Below are 22001 nucleotides of genomic sequence, written 5' to 3' on the forward strand. Positions count from 1 at the left end.
CGTGACCCCGGTCACGTTGGCCGGGCAAATCGGACACCATCTTTGTGCACGCGTTCACAAAGACATAGCCTGCATTCGACGGGGCGGTCATGTAGGGACGTATGACCGCCTACAGCCCCGCTCTACCCGCAGGAGCATCGTGGCAACTGGCCGAACACACCGACCGGCGACCCGCAGCCGAGGAATCCCCGAGGCCACCGTCGCCAGGCTTCCGCTGTACCTCCGAGCCCTCACCGCTCTGTCGGAGCGCTCGGTCCCCACGGTCTCCTCCGAGGAGCTGGCGGCCGCGGCGGGAGTCAACTCCGCGAAGCTCCGCAAGGACTTCTCCTACCTCGGCTCCTACGGGACCCGGGGTGTCGGCTACGACGTCGAGTATCTCGTGTACCAGATCTCGCGTGAACTCGGGCTGACCCAGGACTGGCCGGTCGTGATCGTCGGTATCGGCAACCTCGGCGCCGCGCTCGCCAACTACGGCGGGTTCGCGTCCCGTGGTTTCCGCGTCGCCGCGCTCATCGACGCCGACCCGCAGATGGCCGGAAAGCCCGTCGCCGGGATCCCCGTGCAGCACACCGACGAGCTGGAGAAGATCATCCAGGACGACGGTGTCTCGATCGGCGTGATCGCGACCCCCGCCGGTGCCGCCCAGCAGGTCTGCGACCGGCTCGTGGCCGCCGGTGTCACGTCCATCCTGAACTTCGCGCCGACCGTGCTGAGCGTCCCCGAGGGCGTCGACGTGCGCAAGGTCGACCTCTCCATCGAGCTGCAGATCCTCGCGTTCCACGAGCAGCGCAAGGCCGGCGAGGAGGCCGCGGCCGACGCCGGCGCGGTCCCGCCCGCCGTCGCCCGCAAGCAGCCGTCCGCCGACCAGGGACCCGACGGGGACGTGCCCGCCGTGATGCCGGCATGAGTCTCCTCGTCGTCGGGCTGAGTCACCGCAGTGCCCCCGTCAGCGTCCTGGAGCGGGTGTCGCTGAACGCGGAGGCGCAGTCCAAGCTGCTGCAGGACACCGTCGCCGCCGAGCCGGCCGCCGAGGCCGCGCTGCTGGCCACCTGCAACCGCGTGGAGCTGTACGCCGACGTGGACAAGTTCCACGCCGGTGTCGCCGAGCTGTCCACGCTGCTCGCCCAGCACAGCGGGGTCGGCCTGGACCAGCTCACTCCTTATCTTTATGTGCACTACGAGGACCGGGCCGTCCACCACCTGTTCTCGGTGGCCTGCGGGCTCGACTCGATGGTGGTCGGCGAGGGCCAGATCCTCGGTCAGATAAAGAACTCCCTGGCCCGCGCCCAGGACCTGCACACCGCCGGCCGGCTCCTCAACGACCTGTTCCAGCAGGCGCTCCGGGTCGGCAAGCGCGCCCACTCCGAGACCGGCATCGACCGCGCCGGACAGTCCCTGGTCACCTTCGGCCTGGAGCAGCTCGCCGCCGGGGCCGACGTCCGGACCTGGGCGCGGGGCAAGAAGGCGCTGGTGATCGGCGCCGGGTCGATGTCCTCGCTGGCCGCCGCCACGCTGGCGCGTTCCGGGATCGCCGAGATCGTGGTCGCCAACCGCACCTTCGAGCGGGCCGAGCGGCTCGCCCGGATCCTGGCCGAGGGCGACGACACGGACGTGCTGGCCCGCGCGGTACCGATGGACGCGGTGCCGGCCGAGCTGACACGTGCCGACGTGGCCGTCTCCTGCACCGGGGCGACCGGGCTGGTCCTCACGGCGGACGCCGTGGTGGCGACGGTGGAGGGCCGTACCGGCGCGCCCACGGCCGTGACCCCGTCCGCCGTTGCCCGCCCGGCCGCCGGCGCCGGTCCCGCCGACGGACGGCAGAGTGCCGAAACGCCTCTGCCGGGTGCCGGCGCCGACGAGAACTGCCCGCTGGACCTGTCCTCCGTGCCGACCGGCTTCTCCGTGATGGGGGAGGCCGCGGTGGCCGGCATGGACGCGGCGACGCTGGAGCAGCACGGGGCCTGGGCCGCGGGCGGTACGGCCGTGGACCGGCCGCGCGAGGCGGTGCGGACCGTCCCCGAGGCGGAGACCGATCTGATCGGCGCGCTGGCCGCGACGGCCGCGAGCGTCGGCCGGATCCCCGAGCGCCGCCGCCCCGAGCCCGTCGCCGACGTGCCGCGTCCGCAGCCCGTGCTGTTCCTGCTCGACCTCGCCATGCCGCGCGACATCGACGCCGCCGTGCACCGGCTGGCCGGGGTGCGCCTGGTGGACATCGAGTCGCTCGCCGAGGCGTCGGCCGACGCACCGATGGCCGCCGACGTCGACATGGTCCGCCGGATCGTCGCCGACGAGGTCGCGGCCTTCGGCGCCGCCCAGCGGGCCGCGCACATCACGCCCACGGTCGTCGCGCTGCGCAGCATGGCCGCCGACGTCGTCGCCGGTGAGATCGCCAGGCTGGAGGGGCGGCTGCCGGGTCTCGACGACAAGCACCGCGCCGAGATCACCCAGACCGTCAAGCGTGTGGTCGACAAGCTGCTGCACGCGCCGACGGTCCGGGTCAAGCAGCTCGCCGCCGAGCCCGGCGGCGCCGGGTACGCGGACGCGCTGCGCACCCTGTTCGACCTCGACCAGGAGACGGTGGCCTCCGTCTCGCGGACCGAGAACAGCACTGAGAAGAACCGAGGGCCGGCATGACTGAGAAGGCACTGAGACTGGGGACGAGGCGCAGCAAGCTCGCCATGGCCCAGTCCGGGCAGGTGGCGGATGCCGTGAGCCAGGTGACCGGACGGCCTGTGGAGCTCGTCGAGATCACCACGTACGGCGACACGTCCCGCGAGCACCTGGCCCAGATCGGCGGCACGGGCGTGTTCGTCGCCGCGCTGCGCGAGGCCCTGCTGCGGGGTGACGTGGACTTCGCGGTTCATTCGCTCAAGGACCTCCCCACCGCGCAGCACGAGGGCCTGGTCCTGGCGGCCACCCCCGTGCGCGAGGACCCGAGGGACGTCATCGTCGCCCGGGACGCGCGGAAGTTCACCGACCTGCCGAGCGGGGCCCGCATAGGCACGGGCGCGCCGCGTCGCATGGCACAGCTGAACGCGTACGCCCGCGCCCACGGAATGGAGATCGAGACGGTCCCGATCCGGGGCAACGTCGACACCCGCATCGGATACGTCCACAGCGGTGAGCTCGACGCCGTCGTGCTGGCCGCCGCCGGACTGAACCGGGTCGGACGCATCGACGAGGTGACCGACTTCCTGTCGGTCGACACGGTTCTGCCCGCCCCCGGCCAGGGGGCCCTGGCGATCGAGTGCGCCGCGGACAACGCTGCGCTGATCGCCGCGCTCGCCGAGCTCGACGACCCGTTCACGCGGGTCGCCGTCACGGCCGAGCGGTCACTGCTCGCCGCTCTGGAAGCCGGCTGCAGCGCCCCCGTGGGCGCCTTGGCCGACTTGCTGACCGACGGGCAGACTGTCAAGGAAATGCGCCTGCGCGGCGTCGTCGGTACGACCGACGGCTCGACGCTGGTGCAGCTGTCCACCACCGGTCCCGTGCCCCAGACGCACGATGCGGCGCTGGCACTCGGTCGCGAACTCGCCACCGAGATGCTCGCCCAGGGCGCGGCCGGTCTGATGGGGGAGCGAGCACATTGAGCCCCACCGCCTTTCCCGCCTGTCCCGAACACGGGCACGTCACCTTCCTCGGTGCCGGACCCGGAGATCCGGGACTGCTGACCCTGCGCGCCGTGGAGGCGCTGGCGAACGCGGACGTCCTCGTCGCCGAGCACGAGGTGCTCGACGTCGTACGGACGCACGCGAGGCAGGGCGTGTCCGAGGTGCTCACGGATGCCGATCCGTCGGATCCGGGCACGGGCACGCCCCAGCTGACGGTAGTTGACGGTGCGTCAACGAGCGTCGGCGTCCCCGCTGTGCGGGATGCCGCACATCTTGTCATGGAGGCCGCGCGGGGCGGCAGGCGGGTCGTGCGTGCGGTGACCGGGGACCCCGGGCTCGACACGTACGCCGCCGAGGAGATGCTCGCGTGCGCCGCGGCCGGGGTGCCCTTCGAGGTCGTCCCCGGCATCGCGAACGCCGTCGGCGTGCCCGCGTACGCCGGTGTGCCGCTGCGGGACGCCGAGGGTGCCGACGTGCGGTTCGTGGACGCCCGTACGGCGTCGGACCGCTGCTGGACCGAGGTGGGCGCCTCCGACGGGACGGTCGTGGTGTCGACGACGCTGGACTCGGTGGCCGCGGCCGCCGGGGAGCTGGTGTCGGCCGGCCGCAAGCCGGACACCCCGCTGACGGTGACCATCGCCGGTACGACGACGCGGCAGCGCACCTGGACGGCGACGCTCGGCACGGTCGCGCAGACGCTGAAGCAGGCCAAGGTGCTGCCGTCCCCGGACGGCGGCCGCCCGGTGATAGCCGTGGTCGGCGAGCGCGGCGCCTCCGCCCGGCGTGACCAGCTGTCGTGGTTCGAGTCCAAGCCGCTGTTCGGCTGGAAGGTCCTCGTGCCGCGCACGAAGGAGCAGGCGGCGTCGCTCTCCGACCAGCTGAGGTCGTACGGGGCCGTGCCGCACGAGGTGCCGACCATCGCGGTGGAGCCCCCGCGCACCCCGCAGCAGATGGAGCGGGCGGTCAAGGGCCTGGTGACGGGCCGCTACGAGTGGATCGCGTTCACGTCGGTCAACGCGGTGAAGGCGGTCCGGGAGAAGTTCGAGGAGTACGGCCTCGACGCCCGTGCCTTCGCGGGCATCAAGGTCGCCGCGGTGGGCGAGCAGACCGCCAAGGCGCTGATCGCCTTCGGCGTGAAGCCGGACCTGGTGCCGAGCGGCGAGCAGTCGGCCGCGGGCCTGCTGGAGGACTGGCCGCCGTACGACCCGGTCTTCGACCCGATCGACCGGGTGTTCCTCCCCCGTGCCGACATCGCCACCGAGACCCTGGTGGCCGGGCTGATCGAGCTGGGCTGGGAGGTCGACGACGTCACCGCCTACCGCACGGTGCGCGCCTCGCCGCCGCCGGCCACGACCCGCGAGGCGATCAAGGGCGGCGGTTTCGACGCGGTGCTGTTCACGTCGTCGTCCACGGTGCGGAACCTGGTCGGCATCGCGGGCAAGCCGCACAACGTGACGGTGATCGCCTGCATCGGCCCGGCGACGGCCAAGACCGCGGAGGAGCACGGGCTGCGTGTGGACGTCATGGCTCCCGAGCCGTCCGTCCACAAGCTGGCGGAGGCGCTCGCCGACTTCGGCCTGCGCCGCCGCGCGGCGGCCCTGGACGCCGGCGACCCGGTGACGCGTCCGAGTGAGCGCCGGCCGGGGGCGCGCAGGCGGCGGTCGACGACGTGAGGATCCCGGCCGGGGATCCGAGGTGAGGCGCCCTTTCTGGGGCGCCTCTCCTCGTGGTGGGTCGGGGCGGTCGGGGTGCCCGCGTTCAACGCAGGTCCCGCTGCACCGCTGCACCGCTGCACCCGGTCCGGCCTCCGGCCCGACGGCGGGCCCGACCGGCTCCGCGCGGGGACTCGGTCATGGCGGCCCAGTGCTGGGGCAGGGCTACGCCTGGCTGCCGACCGCGATGAACCTGTCGCTGTGGCAGCCCATCCCGGAGCCCAGGCTTACGGAATTCCGCTGGGCGGTCCCGTCGGCGGCCGGTACGGTGCGATGCGGAGCCAAAGGGGGTGAGCTGGTGCGCCGCCCAGTGCTGTTGGTGGATGTGGACGGACCGCTGAATCCGTATGCCGCCAAGCCACACCGGCGGCCGGAGGGATATGAGACGCACCGGTTGCTGACGCCTCGGTGGCAAACCGCCGAGCGGCGTCGGCTGACTGAGCGGGGGCTGCCGAACAGGCCCGTGAAGTCGCTGCGGGTGTGGCTCAACCCGAACCACGGCCCAGCGCTGCACGCACTGCCCTTCGACCTGGTGTGGGCGACCACATGGGAGGAAGAAGCCAACGCCTTCATCGCGCCGATCCTGAGGTTGCCTGAACTGCCCTACATTTCCTGGCCGTCGCCGCGGGCCGAGCTTGGGGGCGGTTTGTTCTGGAAGACGCCTGAGATCGTCGCGTGGGCGGAAGGCCGTGCGTTCGCATGGTCGACGACGAGATCGCAGAGACGGATCGCGCCTGGGTGAAGGACCATCACGTCGGTCCCGCCCTACTGCACCGGATCGACCCCCGATGCGGCCTTACCGACGACGACTTCGGCGCGCTGGCGGCATGGGCAACCCGCCTGGCCTGACTCCGCAACTGGTCGTCAACCGGCTGCGACGCCGTCCTGTGTGATCGTTACGGGAGAAGCTCCAGCACGACGAAAGCGTGAGCACTTCTCGCCGGAGTGCTCACGCTTCAGGGGGTGTTGTGTGGGCGACCGGTTCGCTCGGGCGCGTCAGTGCTCGGATGCGTACGGGAGGAAGGTCGCCCAGGTGGTGGGGGTGAGGGCGAGGCAGGGGCCGTTGGGGTTCTTGGAGTCGCGGACGAAGACGTGGCTCTCGTCCGGGGTGGCCACCTCAACGCAGTCGGGGCCGCTGGACGTGCTGTAACTGCTCTTTATCCACTCCAGCTTCATGTCTCTCCCAGCACTTTCTCGATGAGGGCCGTCGACTCCCGTGGGCTGAGAGCCTGTGCCCGGATGATTCCATACTGGATGTCCAGGAGCTGCACCTCTTTCGGCTCCGCGATCACGCGACTGAGGTGCGCCACCTCGACATGACCGACCGTGGTGCCATCCCCGAGCCTGAGCAACCTGAACGAGCCGTCGAGCCCTGAGTTGTCCTCACGGCTCAGAGGCAGTACCTGAAGGTCGACGTTGCGGAACGCGCAGACTTCCAACAGCCGTTCGAGTTGCGCGCGCATCACCATCTTGCCCCCGATGGGCCGACGAAGCGTCGACTCGCATTGGACAAAACCGAAGACGGACTGGACTGCCGTGTCGCTGACGATCTCTTGTCGCGCCACGCGGGCCGACACCTGCTGTTCCAACTGGTCGGCGGTGAAGGGCGGGCGGCGGGCGCTGAGTACTGCCCGTGCGTACTCCTCGGTCTGCAGCAATCCATGGACGACAGAGTTGTTGTAGGCGCACAGCTCCGTGGCCGCCGCCTCCAGGTTCTTCAAGTCCCGTACCTTCTTCGGGTACCGGACCTCCGCCACGTCCCTCTTCATCGCGGCGATCTTGCCGCCCGCGCCCAGGACCTCGTCCGCCGCGTCCAAATACTCCGGCCGGGGAATTCGCCGCCCCCGCTCAACGCAGGAGACCGTCTCCTCCCCGTACTTGATTGCCGCCCCGAACTCCGCCTGGGTGAGGCCGGCTGCCTCCCGCCACAGCTTCAGCTGCCGTGCGACCGTGCGCATCACGGCCCCGGCCTCTTCGTCGTCCAGCCCCGCTTCCCACCCGCTCTTGCTCGCTGTCCTCCCGTCGCGCGCCCTTCCCCGGACCAACTCCGGCCGCCCGCTTCCGGTCACCCCGGGCAGCCCGGACGGAAACCGGACATCTCACGTACAGACACCGGCCGTACGAATCATCCGCATTCACACATTAGGTACACGCGAACACACTGAGTGAGGAAAATTCGAGGAACACCACACCATCGAGAAGGGCCGTTCATGACACCGCCCGTCGACCTCGAGACCGATGCCGCGCGGCTGCGCGCGGTCATGGCGGAGGACCTTGCCGTACGCGGGGCGCTGGACGATCCGGCCTGGCGGGCGGCGGTGGAGGCGGTGCCCCGGCACCGGTTCGTACCCGGCTTCCACCTTCCCGCCGACGAGCGCGACGGGCAGGGGCTGACCGTGTGGCAGCCGGTCACCGCCGCGCTCGATCCCGGTCGCTGGCTGGCTGCCGCGTACTCCGACACCACGCTCATCACGCAGTTCGACGGTGACGAACCCGACTGGGAGCACCCGGCCGAGCGCCACGGAGGGGCGCCGACCTCGTCCTCCACCCTGCCGTCGCTCGTGGTGCGGATGTGGGCCGACGCCGACGTGCGGGAAGGGCACTCGGTGCTGGAGATCGGCACCGGGACGGGCTACTCGACCGCGCTGGCCTGCGAACGCCTCGGATCGGCCGCCGTGACGAGCGTCGAGGTGGACCCGCACCGGCTGGAGCGGGCCGCGAGCGCGCTGCACGGCTGCGGTTACGCACCCACCCTCGCGGTCGCGGACGGACTGTACGGGTACTGGCCCGAGGCCCCGTTCGACCGGATCGTCGCCGCCTGCTCCTTCCGGGCCGTGCCCCCGGCCCTGGTCGCCCAGGCCCGGCCGGGCGGCAAGATCCTGCTGACGCTGTCCGGCTGGCTCTACGGCTACGCCCGCGTTCTGCTCACGGTCGCCGGTGACGGCACCGCCGAGGGGTGCCTGATGGGCGGCACGGTCTCCTTCATGCCGGCGCGTACGCACGCGGCGCCGGCCTTCGGCAACCCCGCCCACTGGGCGGCGGAGCCGCCGGGGGCGGCGCGGATCGCCCGGCACGGGCCCGAGCGGATCACCGCCGCGACCGAGGAGGCCTTCCACCTGCGGTTCCTCGCGCAGAGCGCCGTACCCGACGCGCAACTGACCACCGTCGGCGACGTCGTGCATCTGATCGACGTGGTCAGCGGGTCGGTCGCCACGCTGGCCCCGGACGGTGACGGCGGTTGGCGGGTGCGGGAGGGCGGGTCGATGAGGCTGTGGGAGAGCGTCGAGCGGGTCGTCGACGTCCACGACGCGGCCGGACGGCCGGGGCCGGAGACCTTCACCCTGTGCGTCCACGGCGGCGGGCAGCACGTGCGGCACCCGCGGATGCCCTGCCTTCCGCTGCCGACGCCCTGAGGGGAGGCCTGCCGCACCGGGCAGCCCGGACGGGACCGGACACCTCACGGACAGCCGTCGGTCGCACGGGCCGCCCGCCTTCATGAAAGGTGCGCGAATCGCGACTCTGGGTGACGTGAACCAGAAATCCGTCGTATCGCGCTCCCCGCTCCATCAGTACTCCGTGCCGCTCTCCGCCACCCGCCGGGGCGCACGGCTCGCCCGTCTGCTGGCAGCCGAGCAACTGGATGCCTGGGGCATGCCGTTGGACCCGGCCCGGGGGATCGTCGCTGAACTCGCGGCCAACGCCGTGCTGCACGGGCGTGTGGCAGGGCGCGGCTTCCGGCTCGGTCTCACCGTCACGGAGCCCGGCACCCTCCGCATCGAGGTCACCGACCCCCGGGGCGATCAGCTGCCGCCGCAGGAGCGGGCGGTCGGCGGGGCGGAGCCCGGCGAATCCGGATACGGCCTGCTCCTGGTCCGTGAACTGGCCGACCGCTGGGGCGTACGAACGGGCCCGGTGCCGTGCAAGACCGTGTGGGCGGAACTGGACCTCGGCCGGTGACCGGGGCCGCTCAGCCGCGCGGGCCTGAAGGGATGCGCTCCACCACGCGCCGGAAGGCGCCCGGACCGTTCAGCCGCCCTGGCCCGCACTGCCGATCGGGCCGACCTTCACCGGGGTGCCGGAGCCGTCCGTGACCGGGAGGGAGGAGCCGCCCGGCCAGTCGAGCGGGACCGACTTCGTCTCGTCCGGCGGAGTCACCACCAGGCCCGTGACGCGGACGCCGGAGCCGCCGGAGTCGTTGACCGGGTAGACGACGGCGAAGGACACCTTCTCGCCGTCCTTCAGGACGACCGAGGGGGCCTTCTCTCCGGTGCGCTCGGCGGAGAGCGAGCCCGCGCTGGTCTTCAGGTCGACGCCCGCGTAACCCGAGATCGCGCAGTCCCGGCCGCCGCCGTTGGTGAACGTCACCGCGACGGTGCCGTCGGTGTCGCCGTCGATGGTGGCGTCCGTCGCCGTGACGTCCAGTTCGTCGGTGCGACACTTGTCGGTCTTGCCGTTCTCGTTGTTCCCGGTTCCGGCGACCGTGCCGCCCTCCTGACCCTGCTCCTGGCCCGCGTCGCCGTTCGCGGTGGGGGCCGAGGTGGCCGGCTTGGGGTCCGCGGCGATGTCGTCGCTGTTCTCGCAGGCGGTGAGCGAGAGGCCCGCGACAACGGCCAGGGCGGCGACGGTGAGCTTGGTGACGCGCATGGTGTCTTCCTCGGTGTCGGTGGGGGTGTGTGTGGCGGCCCGTCAGTAGGCCGTCGCGCATCACAAGAGCTGTCCCGCCCGCTCGCCGTTTCGCCCGACGACACGTCCGGACACGCCTGTTACAGGCGCAGGCATGCTCGGTGACATCCGTGCCGTGCCCGGCACGCACGCCGGTGTGCCGAAGTCGGGTCGGGCGGGCTCCGGTGGGTCGGCCGACGGGGCTGCGGGCCGTAAAAGACTTAAGTACCTAGGGTAAAAACCAACCAACCCGACCAAACCTCGCGTTGATCACTCGGCCGGGTGAAACGCGTCGAACTGGCTGGCGCGGCGGCGGTGCGGGCGGGCACTCTCGGCTCAGAGGGCCGGGACAACTCGGCGCTCACACAAGCCCGTACAGACGTCGGCCCCCGCCGGGACTTGCACTCCCGGGCGAGGGCCTGACCAAAGAGGAAGACAAGCCCCTTCCCCATGGCTGAGCAGAAGCTTAGTGGCGCCCCGCGCCCGATTCTGGGTGTTCGACGATCCGCCACCCCGTCCGGTGTCACTCACGTACGTACGTGCCAGTCCGGGCAGTACGTGGTCGTCGGCAACCATCTCGCCCAGCACCGCGAGTTGTCGCTGACCGCGATCGGTCTGGCGACCCACATCTTCTCGGTGCCCGAGGGCACCCCGGTCGACATCCGCAGCCTCGCCGAACGCTTCCCCGAGGGGCGGGACCGGATCGCCTTCGCCCTGCGGGAGCTGGAGGCCCACGGGTATCTGAGGCGGGTCCGTGAGCACACGGAGGACGGGCGGCTGGTGACGCGGACGTACGCCCACCACACGCCGGCGGATGTGGCGTCCGCTGCCGCCGCGGATCCCGTGCGGTCGGTGGGGCGGCGTCCCGGGGCGGGTCGCGCCCGTCATGCGGTGGAGGGCGTGGGCGGCGGGGAGGCATCCCAGGAGGACGATCAAGCCGTTGGCCAGCCGGTGGTCCCGGCCGGTCCGTCTCCTGCTCCCCCGGCCCCGGACGCGCCGACGAGGGTGCCTGAGGCGTTCGTGTCCGCCGCTCCCGTGGACCCGCCGCACGAGCCCGTTCGCCCAGGACCGCTGCATGAGAAGGCGGTGGCGCTTCTCGCGGGTCTGCGCCGAGCCGACGAGCGCCTCACGCTGTCGCTGCGGGAGGTGTACCGACTGGCCCCGGCTGTCGTCGACTGGTTCGAACGGGGGGTCGGCCCGGTCGCCGTGCGCCACACCCTGTCCGCCGACCTGCCCGTCACCATGAAGCATCCGGCGGGTGTGCTCGCCTACCGCTTGCGTGAACTGTTGCCCCCGCCGCTTCCTGCGGCTCCGGAACCTCCGCCGGCCACGGTCGGCGCCCACCGCCCTCCCGCCTTCCAGGACTGCGACGGTTGCGACCGGGTCTTCCGTGCCCCGGAACCAGGCCGCTGCCGCGACTGCCGCCTCGGACAGGCGACAGCGAGCGGGACGGCGTACGCGGCCTGAACCGCCGTCTGTGAGGGGTGGTGCGGCGGTTTCGAGGCCCGGTGACCCGGCCATCCGACCGCGGGAGCGGTGGCCGGGGCAGGGAGGCATCGGTCGGCGGCCCGAGCCGGTCGATCGCACGAGGCGGAGCGGCTCTCGGGGTGCTCCGCCGCGTCGTCGGCCGCTGACGGCTCCGTGCCTCGGGGTCGCGTCCTACTTGGACTTCGGCTTGGGCATGAAGACCAGCAGGCGGTCCAGGATCAGGACCACGGCCTCGTCCTCGCGCAGCCGCCAGGTCACGGGCCTCAGGGCACCCGGCGGGCGGTGCCGCGGGGCGGTTCAGCCGAGGCGGCGGATTGGGCTGCCGGTGAGGTAGGCCTCGATGGCTTCCACCGCCTGGCCGTAGTACGTGCGGTAGTTGAGGTGGGAGACGTAGCCCAGGTGCGGGGTGAGTCGTCGAGCACGGCGCAGCGCAGGCGCATGTCAGCCCTCTCCTGGGAGCCCGGTGCCTCCGCCGCGGCATGGGCGGGGGCCTTCGGATTGTCCCTCACGATCATGTGGCCGCGCCCGTGCCCGTGCCCTCCGCAGGGGCGAGGCGACGGCGGCAGCGAGGGCGAGCACGAAGACCGTCAGGCCGGTGACGACGACCGGGTTCACCCAGCCGGGCACCAGCTCGGTGCCCACGCCGTCCGGCGTGACGCACTGCGCGCTGACCGGCAGCGTCATCCGGGTCACCACGTGATCGCCCGGCGCTCCGGCGGCGGCGCACATCTGGTCGGGGTCCAGGATGTAGAACCCCTGGTTCACGCCGTACGCGTAGGCGCCCAGGGCCGCCGATCCGGCCAGCACGGCCAGCAGACCGCACGACACGGCGCCGGGCATGCGCGGACCGTCCTCCGGTTCCCGGTGCCACGCCCGCACGGCGAGCACCCCCGCGGTGCCCAGGACGACGAACGGCGTCAGGAACGGCGCGAGGGCCAGGGTCAGGAAGAGGGAGGCCGCCACATCTGTTCGGACATCCCGCGCCGGTGACCGGTTCCACCGTCCGCGCCCGGAACAAGGGCCCCGGGACGAAGGGCGGCTCAGTGGTGCCAGGCCCGGCCGCCCGTGTTGTGGATGAGGCGCTGGAGGACCTTCATGGTGGTCAGGTACTCCGCGTCGGAGATTCCCGCGTGGCGTTCCGTCCACAGGTCGCTCTGGAGGGCGGCCGCCTTCTCGTGGAAGGCGCTGCCCTCGGGCGTGAGGGTCAGGCGGCCGTCGGGGTGCTCGGTGATCCAGCCGGCGGTGACGGTCGCGTCGATCTCCGCCTCCATCGTGTCCGCGCCCGTGTCTAGGTAGCTGCGCAGGATGCGGGAGACCTCGGCGCGGGTCTTCGGGGTGTCCGCGCGGGCCACCTGGGCGAGGGTCCACCACTGGGGCTGGGTCGTGCCGATCCCGGCGAGGGCCGCCCGGGTGCGGGTGACGACGGCCTTGTAGGCCGCCCAGGTCCAGTAACCGACGGGCTGCTGGATGAGTTCGGCGTCGCTGTGCGAGTAGTCCATGGCGTCGACCGTAGAAGCTCAAGTTTGGTCGAGGTCAAGCGTCCCAGGGCCGACTCCGCGTCGGCAAAGGCATGGCGGGGGCGGGCGTAGCGTAGGTGGTATGACGACGTACGGATCCTTTCCCGGCACCCGGCCCCGGCGGCTTCGGACCACTCCCGTCATGCGTCGGATGGTCGCCGAGACGCGGCTGCATCCCGCCGACCTGATCCTGCCCGCCTTCGTGCGCGAGGGCGTGAGCGAGCCGGTGCCGATCGCGGCGATGCCCGGGGTCGTGCAGCACACCCGGGACAGCCTGAAGAAGGCCGCCGCCGAGGCGGTCGAGGCCGGGATCTCCGGGATCATGCTGTTCGGCGTGCCGGAGGAGGCCAAGAAGGACGCCGCCGGGACGGCGGGGACCGACCCGGACGGCATTCTGCAGGTCGCCCTGCGGGACGTGCGGGCCGAGGTCGGGGACGAGCTGCTCGTCATGTCCGACCTGTGCCTCGACGAGTTCACCGACCACGGGCACTGCGGGGTGCTCGACGACCAGGGCCGGGTCGACAACGACGCCACGCTCGAGCGGTACGCCGAGATGGGGCAGGTCCAGGCCGACGCCGGCGCCCACGTGGTCGCGCCCAGCGGGATGATGGACGGGCAGATCGGGGTCATCCGCGACGCCCTCGACCAGATCGGGCGGGAGGACGTCGCCATCCTCGCCTACACCGCGAAGTACGCCTCCGCCTTCTACGGGCCCTTCCGCGAGGCCGTCGGATCCTCGCTCAAGGGCGACCGCAAGACCTACCAGCAGGACGGGGCCAACGCGCGCGAGTCGCTGCGGGAGCTGGCGCTCGACCTGGAGGAGGGCGCCGACATGGTGATGGTCAAGCCGGCCGGCCCCTACCTCGACATCCTGGCCAAGGTCGCAGAGGCCGTCGACGTGCCCGTCGCCGCCTACCAGATCTCCGGCGAGTACTCGATGATCGAGGCCGCCGCGGAGAAGGGCTGGATCGACCGCGACCGGGCCATCCTGGAGACGCTCACCGGCATCAAGCGGGCCGGTGCGCGCAACATCCTGACCTACTGGGCCACCGAGGTCGCTCGCACGCTGCGCTGAACGGCCTCCCCCGGTGCGGCACACAGGGGGTGCGGGGACCTCTTCAGAAGCCGAGCGCCGCGTCCACGTCGGTCTGCCAGTAGGTGACCGTCAGCGCGGTGTCGACGTGCACGCCGCCGGCGGGCAGGGCGACCGTGGCGATGGAGCCGTCCTCGAAGGGGACGGTGAGGGTGCTCGTCTCGTAGCCGTTCTCGCCGCTGCCGTCGCCGGCCGACAGCAGCACCCCGGCGTAGCCGGCCTCGCCGGGCGCGACGCCGGTCAGCGACTGCGGCTTGGTCGCCTCCGCGACCGGCGGCACCGCCTGGGCCTCGCCGAAGCGGGCCGCCGGGTACGGCGGCAGCATGCACGTCTTCGAGCCGGTGTTGGTGGCGGTCAGCAGCAGGTGGTTGAGCGGGCGGGACAGCTTCTGCGCGGTGATCTTCACGTCGGCCGCGGAGCACTTGCCGGGCATGTCGTCCTGGCTGCCGGTGTCGCCGCCGTTCGTCGAACCGGCGGAGGAGCCCTTGCCCTTCTGGCCGGAGCCCGAGGTGCCGGCCTCGTCGGAGGAGCCCGCCGAGCCGTGGGAGTCCGTGCCCGAGCCGGCCGAGCCGGACGGCGCCTTGTCCCCGCCCGTGGAGGCGGAGGCGCCGGCGGACGGGGTGCTCGGGCCCGTGGCCGCCGCGGAGGAGGACGGGACGCTCTCGGCGCCCGTGTCCGAATCGCCCTCACAGGCCGTCAGGGCGAGCGCGGCCAGTGCGACGGTGGTGGCGGCGAAGAGGCGGGTGCGGGTGGTGCGTGCGGACATGAAGGGGCCCCGTTTCGGTGGAAGTTGGGTGAGCCGCTCGACCGTTGGCCGGGAGCGGCTGCTTGGATGACCACAGCTTGGGGTCCGAGTCGTCCCGCGCGCCAGCAGCGCCGCCGCATGCGGGACGCTGGGACGCCGAAGGGGGCTCTGACCTGTGGAAACGGTGTCCGTCTGGGATGCGGTACGGGGATGTTGGGAGAGGGAGGAACGGTGGCGGGGGACGACTTCGCGGAACTGCTGCGGGAGCTCAAGGAGCGGTCCGGGCTCAGTTACGGGGCATTGGGCAAGCGGCTGCACATGAGCGCGTCCACGGTGCACCGCTACGTCAGCGGGGAGGTCGTGCCCGTCGAGTTCGCGCCCGTCGAGCGGCTGGCCCGGGCGTGCCGGGCGACCCCCGGGGAACTGCTCGAACTCCACCGCCGCTGGATCAGGGCGGATGCGCTGCGCGGCGTGAAGAAGGCGGAGGAGAGGACCGGGGAGGGGCCGGAGACGCCGGGAGAGGCGGACACCGGGGCGCCCGGAGGGACGGCCGGGGACGCGCGCCCTCGGCAGCCGGAGTCCGGGGCACGGGACGCGGCCGGGGCTGCCGGGGCAACTGAGGTTGCCGAGGCCGGCGGGGTTGCTGACACAGCCGGGGTGGACGGAGCCGCCCGAGCCGGGGCTGCCGGGGCTGCCGATGCCGGCGGGGTCGGCCGGACCGAGACGGTCGGAACCGCTGGGTCAGGCAGGCCGATTGGGGCTGCCGGGGCCGGTGGGGTCACCGGCACTGCGGGGGTGGATGAAGCCGCCCGGGCGGGGACCGCCGGTGCCGCCGGGGCCGGGCGGGGCGCTGAGTCCGCCGGAGCCGCTCCGACAGGGCCGGCCGGAGCCGCGGAGGCATCCGAAGTCGCCGGGGCGGTCGGAGAGGTCGGGGGTGGGCCTGCGGGGGGACGCGGTGGCTCCGTCGCCTCCCCGTCGGCCGCGGCGTTCCGGCCGGCCGGTCGGCCGGTGGGGGAGCGGGCGGGCGGGCCGCGTCGGCGGGTGCCGCGTGCCGCCCTGTACGCCGCGACCGGCGTCGTCGCCATCGCCGGTGCCGTGGCGCTCGTGGCGAACCTCGTGCAGGGCGACGGCGACACCGGGCGGCGCGGTCCGGCCGGGGCCGCCGGGGCCGCCGTGTCGTCGTCCGCGCCGGTGTCCGGGACCGCCACCCGCCCGGCGTCCCCGCGTGCGAGCGCCTCGGCCTCGGCGTCCGCCACCCCGTCGCCGTCCGCCTCCGTGTCCGCCGAGGCGCCGGCGACGCGCCCCGGCACGGCCGCACCGAGCCGCCGCGCCCCCGCCTCGGGCCCGGCGCTCACCGTGTCGACCACCCCGTACTTCTGGGACTCCCCCTGCGACCACGCCTTCCTCGTCGACCGCAGCCCGCAGAACGTGCTGCCCCCGCCCCCGCAGCAGGACTCGGTCGGCTGGGCCACCGCCTACGGCGCGGTCTCCGCGAACCGGCAGACGGTCGTCCTCACCGTGCAGGGCACCGGCGAGGAGACCGTGGTCCTCAAGGACCTGCATGTCCGCGTGGTGGACAGCGGGCCGGCGCTGGACTGGAACCAGTACGTGATGGGCAACGGCTGCGGCGGCGGCGTGGACACCGCGTCGTTCGACGTCTCGCTCGACCTGGGCACCCCGCTGGCGATGCCGGTCGCCGGACAGCGGGACTTCCCGTACAGCGTCACCGAGTCCGACCCCGAGGTGTTCCACGTCAAGGCGCACACCAGCGGCCACGACGTGAGCTGGTACCTGGAGCTGGAATGGTCGAGCGGCGGCCGGGAGGGCACCCTGCGCGTCGACGACCACGGCCGGCCGTTCCGCACCAGCGCCTCCAAGGACGCGTCCTACTACGCGTACCCCCTCGGCAGCCACGCCTGGGAGTTCGTCGAGGGGACCTGACCGGCGGGGTGTCCGCATCACGGAAACGTCCTTGTAGACGGCACGTACTTCCCTAGGCTGCGGGCATGACAGTGACTCAGGACGCCGCCCCCACCGCCACCGCACCCCTGCCGCCGCTCGCCGCGCGGGCCCGGTCGATCGGCGGTTCGCCGGTACGGGACATCCTCGCCGTCACCGCCCGCCCCGAGGTGATCAACTTCGCGGGCGGGCTGCCGGCGCCCTCGCTGTTCGACGTGGAGGGCATCGCCGCCGCGTACCGGGCCGTCCTCGCCGAGGCACCGGCGCGGGCCCTCCAGTACTCCACCACCGAGGGCGAACCCGCCCTGCGGGCCGCGCTCGCCGCCCGGACCTCGGCGCGCGGACTGGACACCGGCGCCGACGACATCCTCGTCACCACCGGCTCGCAGCAGGCACTGTCCCTGCTCGCGACCGCCCTGATCGAGCCGGGCGACACGGTCCTCGTCGAGAGCCCCTGCTACCTGGCCGCCCTCCAGGCCTTCGGCTTCGCGGGCGCCCGCGTGATCGCCGTGCCGGGGGACGAGGACGGGCCGGACCCCGTGGCGCTGGAGGAGCTGGTGGTGCGCGAGCGGCCCAAGCTGCTCTACACCGTGCCCACCTTCTCCAACCCGACGGGCCGCACCATGCCCGCCGCCCGCCGTGCCGCCGTCGCCGAGGTCGCCGGCCGGTGCGGGCTGTGGATCGTCGAGGACGACCCGTACGGGGAGCTGCGCTTCGAGGGCGACCGCGTGCCGTGGATCGCCTCCCTGGACGGCGCCCGGGACCGCACCGTGCTGCTGGGCTCCTTCTCCAAGGTGATGGCGCCGGGCCTGCGCCTGGGCTGGCTGCGGGCCCCCGCCGAGCTGCGCCGGGCCTGCGCGGTCGCCAAGCAGGCCGCCGACCTGCACACCCCGACCGTCAACCAGCTCGCCGCCGCCCGGTACCTGGCCGACCGCGACCTGGACGCCCACGTCGCCCGCGTCGCCGCCGCCTACCGGGAGCGCCGGGACGCCATGCTGGCGGGCCTGGCGGACGCGCTCCCGGCGGGGTCGGTGTGGAACCGCCCCGAGGGCGGCATGTTCCTGTGGGCGCGGCTGCCGGAGGGCCACGACACCACCGCCCTGCTCTCCGAGGTGGTCCGGCACGACGTGGCGTACGTGCCCGGCGCCCCCTTCTACGCCGGTGAGCCCGACCGCGCCACGCTGCGGCTGTGCTTCGTCACGCAGACGCCGGACGAGATCGCGGAGGGCCTGCGGCGGCTGGGTGCGGCGCTGTCCGCACAGGGGCTGCCGGCCTAGGACGAAAGACCGGGTGCCGGTCCGGCCGGGGACGGCGGACGGGCCGGGCGGTGCGTCCCTAGGCTGGCGGTATGGCTGACAGCGCACGGACCGCACCGTTCGACCTCGACGCGTACCTCGGGCGGATCGGCTGGGAGGGGCACCGGGAGCCCGACGCGGCCACGCTGCGGGGCGTCCACCTCGCCCACATGAGGGCCGTCCCGTTCGAGAACCTCGACGCCCTGGGCGGGACGGCACCTTCCCTCGACCCGGCCCGCCTGATGGCCAAGCTGGTCCACGGGCGGCGGCGCGGCGGGTACTGCTACGAGCACAACACGCTGCTCGCGCTCGCCCTGGAGGCGCTCGGCTTCCGGGTGACCCGGCTGACCGCGCGGGTCGTCGTCGGCGCCGGCCGGGTCGAGGACCGGCCGCGCACCCACATGGCCCTGCTGGCCGAGGTCCCCGGCGAGCCGCGGCCGTACCTGGCCGACGTCGGCTTCGGGGCCGTCGGATCGCTGCTGGAGCCGGTGCCGCTGGTCGCGGACACCGAGTTCAACGACGCCGGGCGCCGCCACCGGCTGGTGCACGTGCCGCACCGGGGGCCGCTGGAGATGTGGGTGCTCCAGGCGCACGGGGCGTCCGCCGGGGCCGGCTGGCAGGCGCAGTACGCCTTCACCGTGGAGCCGTTCGAGCAGCTCGACTACGAGGTCGTCAACTGGCACATCGCCACGCACCCGCGTTCGCCGTTCTCCCGGCGGCCCTACGCGCAGCGTCTGCTGCCGGACGGTCACCTGCTCCTCGACGGGCGGGTCCTCACCAGGACCGGGACCGACGGCACGGTCACCGAGCGGAAGCTGGAGGACGACGCGGAGGTCCGCCGGGTGCTGGCGGCGGAGTTCGGCATCGACGCGCCCGAGGGGCTGCGGCTGCTCCGCTGACACGACGCGTCGGCGGCCGGTTCTGGCAGAACGCGTGGGGTTCCGGTGGTTTATGTGAAGCATTCCGGGACAGTCAACTGGGCGTTGTGCAACACGAGTTCGGGCGCCCGGGTGGTGCCCGCCACACACAGGGGGAGGCATCCGTGCGTACTCGCACCGGATGGCGGCGTGCCCTGCTCGGCACGCTGGCGAGCCTGACGGCGACGATCGGCCTGACGGCCGGACTGTCCGCGCCCGCCCACGCGGCGACCGGGACACCGGTGGCCGTCACCAAGTACAGCCACACCAGCGCACCCGGTGACTGGGTCGGTCAGGGCGGGAGCGTCGCCTACACGCCCAGGACGGCGGACATCACCGTGTCCGGGGAGAGGGAGGCGCTGACCGTCCGGATCGAGAACGAGAACGACTGGTGGACCGTCGAACTCGCCGCTCCGGCGGGTGAGAGGCTCCACCCCGGGGTCTACCGCGACGCGGAACGGGCGTCCTCGCGCACCGGGCGGGCCCCGGGCCTCGACGTCAGCGGCGACTCACGCGGCTGCAACCGGGTCTACGGGCAGTTCTCGGTCAACCAGATCGAGGCGGACGCGACCGGTGCGATCACGGTGCTGGACGCGACCTACACGCAGCGCTGCGAGGCGGCCGACGCCCCGGTCCTCAAGGGCGTCGTCAAATACCGCGCCCACCCGCTTTCCTTCACCTACGTCAGCGAGCCCGGTGACTACCCCGGCCAGGGCAGGAGCGGTACCCACACCGGCGCCACCAGCCTCTTCTCGCTCCAGGAGTGGGGCATCGGCGGACTCCAGTACGACGTGTCCGGCAAGCGCGAGACCTGGTCGGCCCTGCTCGTCCCGCCGGCCGGCGAGAGCTTCGAGGCCGGAGGCGTCTACCGGACGGAACGCGGCAGCGGACCGGGTGTGGCCGGCCTCGACGTGTCGGGCTTCGGCGGCTGCAACGCCAGTAACGGGACCCTGACGATCACCAAGCTGGCCCGTGGCGAGGACGGCGCGGTCACCGCCTTCGCCGCCACGTTCGTCCAGCACTGCGAGGGCGCCGAGCCGGCGCTGCGCGGGACGATCCACTACTACGCCTGACGCCCGACGGGCGGGCCGGGTGCGTCCCGGCCCGCCGCTCAGAGGCGCTCGGGCGTCCTGATGCCCAGCAGGGCCATGCCCCGGTGCAGCGTGCGGGCCGTGAGGTCGCACAGGAACAGGCGGTTCTCCACCTGCTCGGGCGTCTCGGCCTTCAGCACCGGGCACTTGTCGTAGAAGGACGTGTACAGCGAGGCGAGCTGGTAGAGGTACGCGGCCAGCTTGTGCGGGGCGTACTCGGCGGCCGCCTCGAAGACCGTGTCACCGAACGCGTCCAGGTGCAGGCCCAGCGCGCGCTCCGCCTCGTGCAGCCCCAGCTCCGGGTGAGCGGCCGGGCGGACCTCGCCGGCCTTGCGGAGGATGGACTGGATACGGGCGTAGGCGTACTGGAGGTACACGCTGGTGTCGCCGTTGAGCGAGACCATCTGGTCCAGGTCGAACTTGTAGTCGCGGCTCGGAGACGTCGACAGGTCCGCGTACTTCACGGCGCCGATGCCGACCTGCGCGGCCCGCTCCCGGATCTCGTCCTCGGTGAGGTCCCGCGCCTTCTCCCGGACGACCTCGGCGGCCCGCTGCACCGCCTCGTCCAGCAGGTCCTCGAGGCGCACGGTCTCACCCGCACGCGTCTTGAAGGGCTTGCCGTCCGCGCCGAGCACCGTGCCGTAGCCCATGTTGTGCGCGGTGACGTCGTCGTTCAGCCAGCCGGCCCGGCGGGCGGTCTCGAAGACCATCCGGAAGTGGAGCGACTGGCGCACGTCGACGACGTACAGCAGCGTGGTCGCGTGCAGGTCCTGGACGCGGTTGCGGATCGCGGTCAGGTCGGAGGCCGCGTAGCCGAAGCCGCCGTCGGCCTTCTGCACGATCAGCGGGACCGGCTGGTCGTCCTTGCCGCGGATCTCGTCGAAGAACACCACCAGCGCGCCCTCGGAGCGCACCGCGACACCCGTCTCCTCCAGGAGTCGGGCGGTCTCGGGCATGCCCTCGTTGTACGCGGACTCGCCGACGATCTCGTCGTCGCGGATCTCCATGTCGAGCTTCTCGAAGACGGAGTAGAAGTACACCTTCGACTCGTCCACGAACTGCTGCCACAGCTCCAGCGTCTCCTTGTCGCCGGACTGCAGGGCGACGACCCGCTTGCGGGCCCGCTCCTTGAACTCCTCGTCCGAGTCGAAGACCGCGCGCGACGCCTTGTACACCCGGTTCAGGTTCGACATGGCCTGCTCGCCGTCGACGTCCCCGGCCGGGGCCAGCTCGCCGGGGTGCTCGAACAGGTACTGGATGAGCATGCCGAACTGGGTGCCCCAGTCGCCGATGTGGTGCCGGCCGATCGTCTTCTCGCCGGTGAAGTCGAGCATGCCGCGCAGGGCGTCGCCGATGACCGCCGACCGCAGGTGGCCGACGTGCATCTCCTTCGCCACGTTCGGCTGGGCGTAGTCGACGACCGTGACGCCCGCGTCCTCCTTCAGCGGCACGCCGAGGCGCTCACCGTCCGCGAGCCGCGCGGCGAGGTTCCGGGTGATAGCCCGGTCGCCGATCGTGATGTTCAGGAAGCCGGGTCCGGAGACCTCGACGTCCGCGATCACGTCACCGGTGGTGAGGTGCGAGACGACCTCGGCCGCGAGCTCCCGCGGGTTCGCCTTGGACTTCTTGGCCAGGGCGAGGATGCCGTTGGCCTGGTAGTCCGCCCGGTCGCTTCGTCGCAGCAGCGGGTCGACGCCGGCGGCCTCGGGCCGGACGGCCGAGAGGGCGGACGCGAGGTGCTGCTGGACGGAGTCGCTGAGGGACGTGACCGAGGCCATGGAGGGATTCGCCGTTCTGCTCGGGTTCCTGGAGTACTACGGAAACCGAGTATCCCACGCGGTGAAAAGCGGTTTTCGCGGATGCGGGCCGGGCTGGGAGAATGGAGCGGTCAGCCGTACGGGCTGCCCTAGC

The 22001-nt window shown here is 72.6% G+C and carries 19 protein-coding genes and 3 pseudogenes; 14 read left to right on the forward strand and 8 right to left on the reverse strand.

Features of this window, described 5'->3' with window-relative positions; genetic code table 11:
• The first annotated feature begins 139 nt into the window (after positions 1 to 139).
• From AC0VYN_RS02125 to AC0VYN_RS02145, 5 genes and pseudogenes are all read left to right on the forward strand, one after another.
• Positions 140 to 907, forward strand: coding sequence for a redox-sensing transcriptional repressor Rex (locus tag AC0VYN_RS02125; protein ID WP_475534536.1), 768 nt, complete (start codon positions 140 to 142; stop codon positions 905 to 907).
• A complete protein-coding gene (locus AC0VYN_RS02130) occupies positions 904 to 2634 on the forward strand; it encodes a glutamyl-tRNA reductase (protein WP_475534537.1) in 1731 nt (576 codons plus the stop codon). The genes AC0VYN_RS02125 and AC0VYN_RS02130 overlap by 4 nt, the downstream gene beginning before the upstream one ends.
• Positions 2631 to 3590: a hydroxymethylbilane synthase gene (gene hemC / locus AC0VYN_RS02135; RefSeq protein ID WP_385462831.1), complete on the forward strand. Its 960-nt coding sequence runs from the start codon at positions 2631 to 2633 to the stop codon at positions 3588 to 3590. The genes AC0VYN_RS02130 and hemC overlap by 4 nt, the downstream gene beginning before the upstream one ends.
• Positions 3587 to 5284, forward strand: coding sequence for a bifunctional uroporphyrinogen-III C-methyltransferase/uroporphyrinogen-III synthase (locus AC0VYN_RS02140; protein WP_475534538.1), 1698 nt, complete (start codon positions 3587 to 3589; stop codon positions 5282 to 5284). The genes hemC and AC0VYN_RS02140 overlap by 4 nt, the downstream gene beginning before the upstream one ends.
• A 337-nt stretch (positions 5285 to 5621) precedes the next feature.
• Positions 5622 to 6172 (forward strand): annotated as a pseudogene (locus tag AC0VYN_RS02145) (hypothetical protein).
• A gap of 147 nt (positions 6173 to 6319) precedes the next feature.
• Here AC0VYN_RS02145 and AC0VYN_RS02150 read toward each other — a convergent pair.
• Positions 6320 to 6499 (reverse strand): DUF397 domain-containing protein, encoded by a 180-nt coding sequence (locus tag AC0VYN_RS02150; RefSeq protein WP_475534539.1) that lies wholly within the window; start codon positions 6497 to 6499, stop codon positions 6320 to 6322.
• Positions 6496 to 7281, reverse strand: a complete 786-nt coding sequence (locus tag AC0VYN_RS02155) for a helix-turn-helix domain-containing protein (RefSeq protein WP_475536799.1) — start codon at positions 7279 to 7281, stop codon at positions 6496 to 6498. The genes AC0VYN_RS02150 and AC0VYN_RS02155 overlap by 4 nt, the downstream gene beginning before the upstream one ends.
• Positions 7282 to 7533: 252 nt before the next feature.
• Between AC0VYN_RS02155 and tgmC the strand changes: the two genes are divergently transcribed.
• Together tgmC and AC0VYN_RS02165 are read left to right on the forward strand one after the other, a co-directional pair.
• The gene (gene tgmC / locus AC0VYN_RS02160; RefSeq protein WP_475534540.1) at positions 7534 to 8736 is read left to right on the forward strand and encodes an ATP-grasp peptide maturase system methyltransferase; all 1203 of its coding nucleotides are present in this window, start codon (positions 7534 to 7536) and stop codon (positions 8734 to 8736) included.
• 82 nt (positions 8737 to 8818) lie between these two features.
• Positions 8819 to 9280 (forward strand): ATP-binding protein, encoded by a 462-nt coding sequence (locus AC0VYN_RS02165; RefSeq protein ID WP_475534541.1) that lies wholly within the window; start codon positions 8819 to 8821, stop codon positions 9278 to 9280.
• Between the two features lie 69 nt (positions 9281 to 9349).
• Here AC0VYN_RS02165 and AC0VYN_RS02170 read toward each other — a convergent pair whose 3' ends face one another.
• Complete coding sequence (locus AC0VYN_RS02170) at positions 9350 to 9967, reverse strand: DUF4232 domain-containing protein (RefSeq protein ID WP_475534542.1); 618 nt, start codon at positions 9965 to 9967, stop codon at positions 9350 to 9352.
• A gap of 576 nt (positions 9968 to 10543) precedes the next feature.
• On the opposite strand from AC0VYN_RS02170, the gene AC0VYN_RS02175 reads away from it, so the two are divergent.
• The gene (locus AC0VYN_RS02175) at positions 10544 to 11452 is read left to right on the forward strand and encodes a helix-turn-helix domain-containing protein (RefSeq protein ID WP_475534543.1); all 909 of its coding nucleotides are present in this window, start codon (positions 10544 to 10546) and stop codon (positions 11450 to 11452) included.
• Positions 11453 to 11770: 318 nt separating this feature from the next.
• Here the strand turns inward: AC0VYN_RS02175 and AC0VYN_RS02180 are convergent.
• From AC0VYN_RS02180 to AC0VYN_RS02190, 3 genes and pseudogenes are all read right to left on the reverse strand, one after another.
• Positions 11771 to 11902, reverse strand: a pseudogene (locus tag AC0VYN_RS02180) (D-2-hydroxyacid dehydrogenase family protein); the annotation flags it as partial.
• A gap of 12 nt (positions 11903 to 11914) precedes the next feature.
• On the reverse strand, positions 11915 to 12436 hold the full coding sequence (locus AC0VYN_RS02185; RefSeq protein ID WP_475534544.1) for a hypothetical protein: 522 nt from the start codon (positions 12434 to 12436) through the stop codon (positions 11915 to 11917).
• A gap of 77 nt (positions 12437 to 12513) precedes the next feature.
• Complete coding sequence (locus tag AC0VYN_RS02190) at positions 12514 to 12972, reverse strand: MarR family winged helix-turn-helix transcriptional regulator (protein ID WP_475534545.1); 459 nt, start codon at positions 12970 to 12972, stop codon at positions 12514 to 12516.
• 100 nt (positions 12973 to 13072) lie between these two features.
• On the opposite strand from AC0VYN_RS02190, the gene hemB reads away from it, so the two are divergent.
• Complete coding sequence (hemB, locus tag AC0VYN_RS02195) at positions 13073 to 14065, forward strand: porphobilinogen synthase (protein ID WP_475534546.1); 993 nt, start codon at positions 13073 to 13075, stop codon at positions 14063 to 14065.
• A 43-nt stretch (positions 14066 to 14108) separates the two neighbouring features.
• Here hemB and AC0VYN_RS02200 read toward each other — a convergent pair whose 3' ends face one another.
• Positions 14109 to 14849, reverse strand: a complete 741-nt coding sequence (locus AC0VYN_RS02200) for a DUF4232 domain-containing protein (RefSeq protein ID WP_475534547.1) — start codon at positions 14847 to 14849, stop codon at positions 14109 to 14111.
• 189 nt (positions 14850 to 15038) lie between these two features.
• Between AC0VYN_RS02200 and AC0VYN_RS02205 the strand changes: the two are divergent.
• The 5 genes and pseudogenes from AC0VYN_RS02205 to AC0VYN_RS02225 form a co-directional block, all read left to right on the forward strand.
• Positions 15039 to 15203 (forward strand): annotated as a pseudogene (locus AC0VYN_RS02205) (helix-turn-helix domain-containing protein); the annotation flags it as partial.
• A 666-nt stretch (positions 15204 to 15869) separates the two neighbouring features.
• Positions 15870 to 16769, forward strand: coding sequence for a hypothetical protein (locus AC0VYN_RS02210; protein WP_475537070.1), 900 nt, complete (start codon positions 15870 to 15872; stop codon positions 16767 to 16769).
• 65 nt (positions 16770 to 16834) lie between these two features.
• A complete protein-coding gene (locus tag AC0VYN_RS02215) occupies positions 16835 to 18064 on the forward strand; it encodes an aminotransferase-like domain-containing protein (RefSeq protein ID WP_475534548.1) in 1230 nt (409 codons plus the stop codon).
• A 71-nt stretch (positions 18065 to 18135) separates the two neighbouring features.
• The gene (locus AC0VYN_RS02220; protein WP_475534549.1) at positions 18136 to 18981 is read left to right on the forward strand and encodes an arylamine N-acetyltransferase family protein; all 846 of its coding nucleotides are present in this window, start codon (positions 18136 to 18138) and stop codon (positions 18979 to 18981) included.
• Between the two features lie 143 nt (positions 18982 to 19124).
• A complete protein-coding gene (locus tag AC0VYN_RS02225; RefSeq protein ID WP_475534550.1) occupies positions 19125 to 20072 on the forward strand; it encodes a hypothetical protein in 948 nt (315 codons plus the stop codon).
• A gap of 38 nt (positions 20073 to 20110) precedes the next feature.
• Here AC0VYN_RS02225 and argS read toward each other — a convergent pair whose 3' ends face one another.
• Positions 20111 to 21868, reverse strand: coding sequence for an arginine--tRNA ligase (gene argS / locus AC0VYN_RS02230; protein ID WP_475534551.1), 1758 nt, complete (start codon positions 21866 to 21868; stop codon positions 20111 to 20113).
• Positions 21869 to 22001: the final 133 nt, after the last annotated feature.

The sequence above is a fragment of the Streptomyces sp. 63XJN7_1_ISO-PGPR-S23-121 genome (assembly GCF_056173025.1).